This window comes from Desulfovibrio sp. (assembly GCF_041907885.1).
GTDB lineage: Bacteria > Desulfobacterota > Desulfovibrionia > Desulfovibrionales > Desulfovibrionaceae > Desulfovibrio.
The window spans coordinates 51,675-61,068 of the sequence record NZ_JAYRGM010000016.1 but is presented as its reverse complement, the minus strand read 5'-3'; the positions used below and the strand labels follow the sequence as shown (position 1 = coordinate 61,068).

12 protein-coding genes are annotated in these 9,394 nt (G+C 57.4%); 2 read left to right on the top strand and 10 right to left on the bottom strand.

Features of this window, described 5'->3' with window-relative positions:
* The 10 genes from ACE3NW_RS09300 to ACE3NW_RS09255 form a co-directional block, all read right to left on the bottom strand.
* The coding region (locus ACE3NW_RS09300) for a beta-ketoacyl synthase N-terminal-like domain-containing protein (protein WP_374282685.1) at positions 1-116 on the bottom strand (116 nt) is incomplete at its 3' end.
* Between the two features lie 62 nt (positions 117-178).
* Complete coding sequence (gene acpP / locus ACE3NW_RS09295) at positions 179-412, bottom strand: acyl carrier protein (RefSeq protein ID WP_291333153.1); 234 nt, start codon at positions 410-412, stop codon at positions 179-181.
* 69 nt (positions 413-481) lie between these two features.
* Entirely contained in the window at positions 482-1,246 is a 765-nt protein-coding gene (gene fabG / locus ACE3NW_RS09290; protein ID WP_374282678.1) for a 3-oxoacyl-[acyl-carrier-protein] reductase, read from the bottom strand.
* Positions 1,247-1,415: 169 nt separating this feature from the next.
* Positions 1,416-2,402 (bottom strand): beta-ketoacyl-ACP synthase III, encoded by a 987-nt coding sequence (locus ACE3NW_RS09285; RefSeq protein ID WP_374282676.1) that lies wholly within the window; start codon positions 2,400-2,402, stop codon positions 1,416-1,418.
* Between the two features lie 14 nt (positions 2,403-2,416).
* Positions 2,417-3,451, bottom strand: a complete 1,035-nt coding sequence (plsX, locus tag ACE3NW_RS09280) for a phosphate acyltransferase PlsX (RefSeq protein WP_374282674.1) — start codon at positions 3,449-3,451, stop codon at positions 2,417-2,419.
* On the bottom strand, positions 3,451-3,633 hold the full coding sequence (gene rpmF, locus ACE3NW_RS09275; protein ID WP_022658456.1) for a 50S ribosomal protein L32: 183 nt from the start codon (positions 3,631-3,633) through the stop codon (positions 3,451-3,453). Before rpmF ends, plsX begins: the two co-directional genes overlap by 1 nt.
* Before the next feature lie 106 nt (positions 3,634-3,739).
* On the bottom strand, positions 3,740-4,309 hold the full coding sequence (locus tag ACE3NW_RS09270; RefSeq protein ID WP_374282671.1) for a DUF177 domain-containing protein: 570 nt from the start codon (positions 4,307-4,309) through the stop codon (positions 3,740-3,742).
* A gap of 217 nt (positions 4,310-4,526) precedes the next feature.
* Positions 4,527-5,180, bottom strand: a complete 654-nt coding sequence (locus ACE3NW_RS09265) for a LysE family translocator (RefSeq protein ID WP_374282670.1) — start codon at positions 5,178-5,180, stop codon at positions 4,527-4,529.
* The gene (locus ACE3NW_RS09260; protein WP_374282669.1) at positions 5,180-5,509 is read right to left on the bottom strand and encodes a GIY-YIG nuclease family protein; all 330 of its coding nucleotides are present in this window, start codon (positions 5,507-5,509) and stop codon (positions 5,180-5,182) included. The genes ACE3NW_RS09265 and ACE3NW_RS09260 overlap by 1 nt, the downstream gene beginning before the upstream one ends.
* 17 nt (positions 5,510-5,526) lie before the next feature.
* A complete protein-coding gene (locus tag ACE3NW_RS09255) occupies positions 5,527-6,099 on the bottom strand; it encodes a hypothetical protein (protein WP_374282666.1) in 573 nt (190 codons plus the stop codon).
* A 170-nt stretch (positions 6,100-6,269) separates the two neighbouring features.
* Between ACE3NW_RS09255 and ACE3NW_RS09250 the strand changes: the two genes are divergently transcribed.
* Together ACE3NW_RS09250 and ACE3NW_RS09245 are read left to right on the top strand one after the other, a co-directional pair.
* Entirely contained in the window at positions 6,270-6,944 is a 675-nt protein-coding gene (locus ACE3NW_RS09250) for a tetratricopeptide repeat protein (protein ID WP_374282665.1), read from the top strand.
* Positions 6,945-7,185: 241 nt separating this feature from the next.
* On the top strand, positions 7,186-9,282 hold the full coding sequence (locus ACE3NW_RS09245; protein WP_374282664.1) for a methyl-accepting chemotaxis protein: 2,097 nt from the start codon (positions 7,186-7,188) through the stop codon (positions 9,280-9,282).
* Positions 9,283-9,394 lie beyond the last annotated feature (112 nt).

The following is a 9,394-nucleotide window of genomic DNA, read 5'->3' as shown; positions in this document are numbered from 1 at the left end:
GTGATGGGCGCGATGCCCGACTCGCCTGCGAGCAGTTTTTTCCAGGTGCTCTCAATATCATTGGCGAGGGGCGTAACGCCGCCTATGCCGGTGATTACTACGCGGGGACGGGTCATGCATGCTCCTTATGAGGCGGGGGGCAGCCCCCCCGCGCTTCTATACTGCAACAAGCCTTTTGTTACTGCTTGTTTTCGATGTAGCTGATGGCATCCTGAACTTTCAGGATCTTCTGGGCATCGTCGTCGGCGATTTCGATGTCGAATTCTTCTTCCATGGCCATGATCAGTTCGGTCAGGTCAAGGGAGTCGGCGCCGAGGTCTTCAACGAAGGAAGCTTCGGGCTTCACTTCTTCGGCGCTCACGCCGAGCTGGTCGATGATGATTTTTTTAACTTTTTCGGTAACGTCAGACATGGTATCCTCCAGATAAATTAGTGGTCAGCTTAACCCCGGCCCTAACCGGGTGTCTTCCGTAGGTAATGCCTAGCAGTACATGCCGCCGTTCACTCCCAGCACCTGCCCGGTGATGTAGCCAGCCCTGGCCGAGGCAAGAAATGCCACGGCTTCGGCCACATCTTCGGCGCTGCCCATGCGCTTGAGCGGAATACTGTCGGTATAGCTTGTGCGCACTTCGTCATTGAGTGTTGCGGTCATGTCCGTTTCGATAAAACCCGGCGTTACGGCGTTAACCGTAATCTGGCGGGCGGCCAGTTCCTTGGCGCAGGACTTGGTAAGCCCCAGCAGAGCGGCCTTGGCCGAAGCATAGTTGGCCTGCCCTGCGTTGCCCATTTGTCCCACCACGGAAGAAATATTGATGATGCGCCCCTTGCGGGACTTGCTCATTATTTTTGCGGCTTCGCGCGTGCAGACAAACGCGCCGCGAAGGTTGACGGCAATGACCCTGTCAAAGTCCTCGTCCTTCATGCGTACAAGAAAGCCGTCCTTGGTGATGCCGGCATTGTTTACCAGCACGGCAAGATCAACCTTGTCCTTGATCTGGGATGCGAAAAAGTCGGCTACAGCTTGGCTGTTGCTCACATCGAGGGCAAAGGCAAAGGCCTTGCCGCCCTGGGCGCATATGTCTGCCGCTACTTTTTCCGCTTCTTCGGGTTTGCTGACGTAGGTGAGAATAACCTGAAAGCCGTCACGGGCAAGGGTTTGGGCAATGGCCCGGCCAATGCCGCGCGAACCGCCGGTCACCAGGGCCGTGGGCACTCCGGCTGCGGGGATGGACTGCGCTGTGCTCATGCTCATTTCGCCTTTGTCTAAGTCGTATGTAAAAAGGGGTTTGGCCGTATGCGCGGAAAGCGCCTGCTGCACGTGTTGGGCAACAACCTTGCCCGGCCCACGGCTTAGCCCGACTGATTATCAGTATACATGGCAGTGTGCGGCGCGGCAATCCCGCTGACGCATTGCCTCAAAAGCGTAACAAAGCCGCACCCCAGGTGAGGCCTGCGCCAAATGCCGTCATAAGCACGCGGCTGCCGGGACGGATGCGCCCTTCGGCCCGCGCCTCGGCCAATGCCAAGGGAATGGAGGCTGAAGAGGTGTTGCCGTACTTATCAACGTTGGTGAACACGCGTTTACCGGTCATGTCAAGGCGGCTGCCAACAGCCTCGATGATGCGCATGTTTGCCTGATGCGGAACAAGCAGATCCACATCGGCGCCCGTAAGGCCATTGCGCGAAAGCACTTCTTCGCACACATGCACCATGTTGCGCACGGCGTGCTTGTAGGTTTCGCGGCCCTGCATGGTGACAAAGAAATCTTCGGCCACCGGGTCGCCCAGGCCGTAACGGCTGCGCGTACCGCCCCCAACAACTATGAGGTCGCGCTGCACACCGTCGCTGTGGCAAACCACATCTTCAACGCGGGCCATGCCTTCGGAGGGCGCGTTGCTCACGATGCAGGCGGTGGCCGCATCGCCAAACAGCACGCAGGTTGAGCGGTCTGCCCAGTTGACGCGGCGCGTGAGCGCCTCGGTGCAGACAAAAAGAATTTTTGCTTGAGGATTCTGAGCCAGCAGGGCGCTACAGATGGAAAGCCCGTAAAGAAAGCCGGAACAGGCAGCGCTGATGTCAAAGGCCATAACGCGTTCTGCACCCAGCTGCCCGGCAATGATGCAGGCAACAGAAGGAGAGAGCACATCGGGGGTGCAGGTGGCCCCAACCACATGGGTCAGTTCCTTGGCATCCATGCCAGCATCGGCAAGCGCCTTGCGGGCGGCCCTCAGGCCGAGATCAGAGGCGTTGTCGCCATCATCCAGCCTGTGGCGCTGTTTGATACCGGTGCGGGTAACAATCCATTCGTCGTTGGTGTCTACCACCTTGGCAAGATCGTTATTCGTCAGCACCGTATCTGGCACATAGGCGCTCAAGGCAAGCAGATGACAAGATGGATTCATAGAAATACCGTAGGTTAGATAGCGCGGGAGAAACGTGTAAGTTCCTCGTTGGCAAGAATCGTTTCGCCCAAGCGGCTGTTGGTTCCCTTGCGAACAAAGGTACCGCTCATCTTGATGGCGTTTGTCATGGCCTTGGCGCTTGAGCGCCCGTGGCAGACAATTGCCAGGCCCTGAAGGCCCAGCAGGGGCGCACCGCCGTATTCAGCATAGTCGATGGTGCGGGCAAAGCTTTTAAAGGCGTTTTTGGCCAGCATGCCGCCGATGGCAGGCAATATGCCGGACGTAAACACCTTTTTGAGCATGCGCACCAGCGAGGTGGCAAGCCCTTCGCTCATTTTCACAACCACGTTGCCCACAAAGCCATCGCAGACAACCACGTCGATATTGCCAATGAAGAGGTCGCGCCCCTCGGCATTGCCAGAAAAATTGAGGTTTTGGGCCATTTTCAGCAGATCATAGGCTTCCTTGACCTGACTGTTGCCCTTGCCCTCTTCTTCGCCAATGCTGAGAATGCTCACGCGCGGAGAGGCGTAGCCCAGCAGGTCTCGGGCAAACGCATCGCCCATGAGACCAAACTGGAACAGATGGTAGGGGCGGCAATCCACGTTTGCTCCCACATCCAGCACGACCACAGGATTTTTTTCTGTGGGCAGCAGGGTGGCAAGAGCAGGGCGTTCCACCCCGGGCAAACGCCCCATGATGAACATGCCGCAGGCCACTGTAGCGCCGGAATGCCCGGCGCTGACAACGGCATCCGCCGCGCCATCCTTGACCTGACGGCAGGCCACCTGGATAGACGCGTTTTTCTTGCGGCGCAGAATGTCCGAGGGCTTTTCGTTCATATGCACCACATCATCGGCATGAACTATGTCGAAATGCACATTGGTAAGGTCGAGCTTTTCGAGCTCGGCTTCCAGCTTGGGGGTATCACCCACAAGCTGGACATGCAGATCATAAAGCCTTGCAGCTTCAATAGCTCCCGGCACAACCACAGAGGGGCCAAAGTCCCCGCCCATGGCGTCCACGGCAATGATGGGGCGCTCGTTCATTATTCGTTTTCGCTTTTGGCGATCACCTGGCGGCCCTTGTAGGTACCGCAGTTGGGGCACACGCTGTGCGGAACGGTGGGTTCGCCGCAGGAGCAGTAGATAACGGCAGGCACGGCCACGCGATCATGGGAACGGCGCATGCCCTTGCGGGAACGGGATTTCTTATTTTGCTGAACGGCCATGGTAGTCTCCTTTTCCTGTCTTGCGTAATGTTTGTGCGGGTTTGGCAGCTTTACGCCCTAACCCGCCCGCAAGACACAGCAGATTAGTAAAAAAAATTGTGATTGTCTAGTTTTTGTGCAGAGTGAGGCCACGCAATGCCGCCATGCGGGGGTCGCCTTCCTCTTCTGTGCAGGCGCACATGCCTTCATTAAGATTAACACCGCACCCGGCGCACAAGCCCTTGCAGTCTTTGCGGCAGAGGGGGGTGACGGGCAGGGCCAGCATGAGTTCTTCCCAGCAAATGGCGGCAAGATCCAGCATGGGTGAATTGTGTTCAAACACAATGCGCCCGTCGGCGGTGTCTTCCATTTCGGCTGCGGCAAGCGTTTCGTCGCTTTCGTCCTCGTTGTCGCCAAGGCCGGGCATGCTTTCAAAGTCTTCAAAGCGGGCCTTGATGGCGGTCACAGAATCTTCTGCGCAACGGCTGCAAGGCAGAACAACCTCACCCTCAAGTGTGCCGCGCACAAGCCAGCCACCGTCCATGGGCAAAACCAGAATGCGCGCACACAGGGGTTTGCTCACGCGAAAATCCAGACGGAATTCTTCCATGGGCTCCTGCCAGATGGCAGCGTCGTCCAGAGTAAATTCCTTGCCCTCGGGGGAAAGATCATTGAGAGAAATGCGATAGTTCTGCATGTGGTACCTCGAAAGTCGGACTTCATACCTTCACGGGTCAATCATGTCAATACATATTGTCGATCGGCCCGGCAAGCCCCTTTGCGGCGCAGCCCATACGTGCAGTTGCGGCAATAATCTTGCCGTGTACCAAAACTGGCAGGTGTGGGCAGCGGAAAGAGAGAAAATTGTCGCGTACACGCATCCATAAATATGGGGCAAAATGTACACAGCCCGCTTAACGGCTGCTGAGCAGCAGCGCCGCTGCCAGCGCCACAAAAACACTGCCTGCCACGCGCTGCATGATGATCTGTCCGCGTTGCGACCTGTTGAACCATACGGCCAGCCGTCCGCCAAGGGCAGCCACAGTCCAGAAAACCACGATGGTTGCCAGCATGAACAGCGCACCCAGGATCAGCACCTGTACTGCCACGCTGCCCCGCGCCGGATCACAAAACTGCGGCAAAAAAGCCAAAAAAAACAGTGAAACCTTTGGGTTGGTGACATTCATCACTATGCCGCGCCGGTAGAGAGTCATGTAGCCGGGAAATGTCGCTCCAGCAGGCCCCCCGGCAGCTTCGCCCTGCCCGATCTTAGCTGTGGATGCCCCCGCGCGGAAGGAAAGCCAGGCCAGCCACAGCAGATAGCCCGCCCCCGCAGTTTTGAGCAGTGTAAAGGCAAGGGCCGAGGTCTGAAAGATGGCGGCAACGCCCAGGGCCACGGCCGTGGTGTGGACACACAGGCCGGTAACCAGCCCCATGGTGGTGACCATGCCAGCGCCTGCGCCAAAAAGGGCAGACTGGGTGAGCACAAAAATATTGTCCGGCCCCGGCGCAATGCCGAGCAGCAGGGCGGCAACAAAAAAGGCCATCATGGCATCGGGGGTAATCATTACGCCGTATCTCCAGAAAGCAGAAATTGCAGTTTATGGTTTCGCGCCCGCGATTTGACGGCCTTTTCAAGCCGCAATGCCTCGCCCTGGCAGCCGCAGATCCGGCTGGCCAGCAACCGCACAGGACGCCGCCCACGTGTATAGCGCGCGCCACCGGGCAGCTGGCCGTTGTGCTGGTGCAGGCGGCGGTTCATATTGGTTGTAATACCGCAGTACAGGGAGCCATCGGCACATTCCAGCAGATACACCAGCCATGCGGAAGGGGTGGCGCTGTTGTCGGCGCTGTTGTCGGCGCTGCCGGTCGTTGTGCAGGGCGCGGGTTCGGTCATTGCGTATGCCGAAAAGCCTAGTGAAAGGCCCCTGAAATCCAGGCTGTAAGAAAGAAAGACACGGCCCAGTTACCAGCGCGCCACACCCAGGGGTTGGGCACGCGGCCCGTGCTGAACTGCCGCAAATCGCGCACAACGCCCACAACCGCGCCAATGGTGTGGAAAAAAACAAAGCCTATGCCTGCAAAAAAACCGAACTGGGCAAGGCAGACCATAAACAGGGCAAAGGTCACGCAGGGGGCAATGCAGCCGTTTTGATCCTGCGCGCCGCCTCTCCACACGCGGCCAAAATTGAAGGCCCCCATGTTGCCCGGCTGCCCAAAGCTGCCACGGTAAAAAAAGCTGCCCTGAAAGCGCCTTTGTCCGCCTGAAGTATCGTCACCTCCGCCAAACAGGTCAGAGGCGTCAAGCGGAGAATGGGCGCGCCAGGCGTTGTTGGTGCGGTTTTCACGCTGCGCGTCTTCGTGCCCATGCACAATTTCTGCATCTACCACACGGGCGCTATTTTTGTCGGCTGCGCCTTCGGGCAGGGCCGGGGTGGAGTGTTCAGAATTATCGGAATGGTCATGCCGTGATGGGGGAACAGCCATGCAAATCTCCTCGCGGGCTTATAAAAAGGGCCTGTGCAAGGCAGGCGCCTGCCGTGTTTGTGCCTTCTGCCCGCTGCTGCGTCAAGGGGCGGTCTTGCCATCTGCCTCTGGTGGTACTACTGTCTGGCAGTGCCGTATCGGAATCAAAACCGGTGGCAAAGGAGACTGTTATGAAAAAACTGAGTTCTGCAATTCTGCTGGCCGCAATGCTTGGCCTGGGGCTTTGCATGGCTGGTACGGTGCTGGCGGCCCCCGCCAAAACCGCAGATCAAACACTGGATGAAGCCTGGACTGCGTATAATATCGGACAATATAATAAAGTAGTGCAGATGGTGCAGCCGCTGGCCAGCGAGGGCAACCCCCGCGCCCAGGTGCTGCTTGCCCGCTGCTACGAAAATGGCCTGGGTGTTGCCCAGGACATGGACACTGCGGCCAAGTGGTTTCGTATCGCTGCCGAGCAGAACTATCCCGAAGCACAGGTGCAGCTGGCATACCTGTATGAGCTTGGCGCTGGCGTTCCCAAGAACGATGCCACCGTGGCCGATCTGATGGGCCGCGCCGCCACTGCGGGCAATGCCGAGGCCCAGTTCAACATTGCGCTGTATTTCAGCCAGGGGCGCTATGGTCTGGCCAAAAATCCCGAGCAGTCATTTGCCTGGGCCAAGCGTTCTGCCGATCAGGGCTTTGCCCAGGCCCAGCGTTATGTGGGCGCATGCTATGAATTTGGCGTGGGCGTGGGGCAAAATGTTTCCGAAGCCGCAGTGTGGTACGGCAAGGCCGCTGCCCAGGGGCTGGAAAAAGAAGGCAGCGTGTTCAATTCAGAGCGCGTGTACACCATGCCCTAGCCTCTTTTTGTTCTGTTAGTTCAAGCCCCTGCGCCGTATTGGCCGGGGGCTTTTTTTGTATTTGATAGCCTATGCTCCTACTCTTCATTGCCATAACGTGCGGATTTGGTAATGCTTGTTACCCATCCATATTTTTATTTTGCCGCAGAATTTTCAGCGACCTATTGAAAATTTCATTTGTGACGAATAAACGCACTAAGAGCCTTAGTATCCGGGTAAGGCGATAGCCTCGGGAGGAGCCATGAAGCTGGGTCTTTTGACAAAGATGTCGTTGTACATTCTTATTCCGTCCCTTTTGGGGCTCGGCCTTGTGGCGGGCGTAAGCCATCAGATGTCAGAAAACGCCCTGCGGCAGCAGACGCGGCAGGATATTGCCGCCATTCTGAAAGGGCAGGAGGTGGGCCTCAACGCCGTATTCCAGTCCATGAAGGAGGCCCTGGCCCAGATTGCCGAAAACCGCCGCCTCCGCCTTTTTTTGGAATCCTATGCCAAAAACCCCACCATTGACCACAACGACGAGCTTTTTCTCCACGCCATAGACGCCCTCAAAAATTTTACCGCCGTTAACAGCAACATTGCCACATGCGGGCTCATTGCACCGGATGGCAAGGTTATCGTTCACAGTAAAAAGGGTGATACCCAAAAATTCAGCAGCACCATTGGTGAGGATTTTTCCAAGCGCACCTATTTTATCAATGGCATAAAAGGCGAAACAAGCTCTGTGGGGCTGGTGAGTGTGGCGACCAAAAAAATGACCACCATCATCGGCATGCCGGTTATGGACAAGGGCAAGATTGTGGGCGTCATTTATGGCGGTACGGATAACGACAAGCTGGCCGCAGCCACCACCAACAAGATTGACATGGGCGATGTGGGCATGGCCTTTGTGCTGAATACCGATGGGGTCATTGTTCAGCACCCCGACCTCAAACTCATCGGCCAGAAAGAAGAAAACTCTTTATGGGTTGCCGAGGTGCTTAAAAACAGAAAAGGCAGACTGGAATTCGTAAACAGCGAAGGCCGTGAAAAAATACTGTATTACACAGACATGCCCGAAGAACGCTGGATACTCTGCCTTGAGCTGGACAAAAAAGTTCTGTTTGCGCCCATCAGCACCATGCTGGTCAACAATGCCCTGCTGGCCGTGGGCTGTGCCCTGCTGGTAGGTATTGTCATCTTTTTGATCGTGCGGGGCATAGTACACCTGCTTGGCGGGCTTTCCGGCCTGGCCGAGGCCATTGCAGGCGGGCGCCTTGAGTGTACGACTTCAGAAGAAAAACTGCTGCGCACAGCCGAAAACAGAGGTGACGAATTCAGTGTGCTTTCGCTTGGCATGGAGCGCATGATGGCCAATATCAAGCGTTTGCTGGGCGAGAGCGAAGAAAAAACAGCAGCCGCACAGCTGGCCACAGACAAGGCCCGCAAGGCCACCGAGCAGGCAGAAGAAGCCGCACGTCAGGCAGAAAGCGCCCGTCGTGAGGGCATGCTTGCGGCGGCCGGTCAGCTTGAAGGTGTGGCCTCTGTGCTTGCCTCTGCCTCGACCCGGCTTTCTGACCAGATTGGCCAGTCTGAGCAGGCTGTTTCTGAATCTGCCCAAAGACTTGCGGAAGCGGCCACGGCCATGAACCAGATGAATGCCACAGTGCAGGAAGTGGCCCGCAATGCCTCGGCTGCGTCTATTACCTCGGACGAAACGCGGGGCAGCGCCGAGAGCGGTTCAGAGATTGTGCAAAAGGCCTTGCAGAGCATTGGTGAAGTGCGTCAGGTTTCGCACGGGCTCAAGAACGACATGGCAGAGCTCAATTCCCACGCCCAGTCCATCGACCGCATCATGGGTGTTATTTCAGACATTGCCGACCAGACCAACCTGCTGGCGCTTAATGCGGCCATTGAGGCGGCGCGCGCGGGCGATGCCGGGCGCGGCTTTGCCGTGGTGGCCGATGAGGTGCGCAAGCTGGCTGAAAAAACCATGGCTTCAACCCACGATGTGGGCAATGCCATTTCGGCTATCCAGACCAGCACGGCCAAGAGCGTGGATGCCATGGAAGTTGCCCTGCGGCAGGTAGAGGTTGCTGCGGAATTTGCCGGTCAGTCTGGTGAGGCGCTGGTGCACATTGTAAACAGCGTCGAGCTGGCCGCCGATCAGGTGCGCGCCATTGCCACCGCCAGCGAGCAGCAGTCGGCCACCAGCGACGAGATCAACCAGACGCTTGTGAAGATCAACAACATTTCAGGGCAGACGGCCAGCGCCATGGATGAGGCTGCCAAGGCCGTGACAGAACTTACCCGTCAGGCGCAGGCATTGAGCGACCTGATTGCAGAAATGAAGCAGGGCTAGCAGAACGCCCGCACTGCGTTAAAGGGGCAGCCCGGCTGACAGTGGCCGGGCTGCCCCCTGGCATTTGTGGCAGATATTTGTGGCAGATCTGCGTGGCAAAATTGTGTGGCAG

Bases quoted from the DNA above. Each gene is read 5' to 3' on its own strand.
- ACE3NW_RS09255 (WP_374282666.1), bottom strand. From the start codon at position 6,099: ATGGCTGTTCCCCCATCACGGCATGACCATTCCGATAATTCTGAACAC.
- ACE3NW_RS09285 (WP_374282676.1), bottom strand. From the start codon at position 2,402: ATGAATCCATCTTGTCATCTGCTTGCCTTGAGCGCCTATGTGCCAGAT.
- ACE3NW_RS09260 (WP_374282669.1), bottom strand. From the start codon at position 5,509: ATGACCGAACCCGCGCCCTGCACAACGACCGGCAGCGCCGACAACAGC.
- rpmF (WP_022658456.1), bottom strand. From the start codon at position 3,633: ATGGCCGTTCAGCAAAATAAGAAATCCCGTTCCCGCAAGGGCATGCGC.
- ACE3NW_RS09245 (WP_374282664.1), top strand. From the start codon at position 7,186: ATGAAGCTGGGTCTTTTGACAAAGATGTCGTTGTACATTCTTATTCCG.
- acpP (WP_291333153.1), bottom strand. From the start codon at position 412: ATGTCTGACGTTACCGAAAAAGTTAAAAAAATCATCATCGACCAGCTC.
- plsX (WP_374282674.1), bottom strand. From the start codon at position 3,451: ATGAACGAGCGCCCCATCATTGCCGTGGACGCCATGGGCGGGGACTTT.
- fabG (WP_374282678.1), bottom strand. From the start codon at position 1,246: ATGAGCACAGCGCAGTCCATCCCCGCAGCCGGAGTGCCCACGGCCCTG.
- ACE3NW_RS09265 (WP_374282670.1), bottom strand. From the start codon at position 5,180: ATGATTACCCCCGATGCCATGATGGCCTTTTTTGTTGCCGCCCTGCTG.
- ACE3NW_RS09270 (WP_374282671.1), bottom strand. From the start codon at position 4,309: ATGCAGAACTATCGCATTTCTCTCAATGATCTTTCCCCCGAGGGCAAG.
- ACE3NW_RS09250 (WP_374282665.1), top strand. From the start codon at position 6,270: ATGAAAAAACTGAGTTCTGCAATTCTGCTGGCCGCAATGCTTGGCCTG.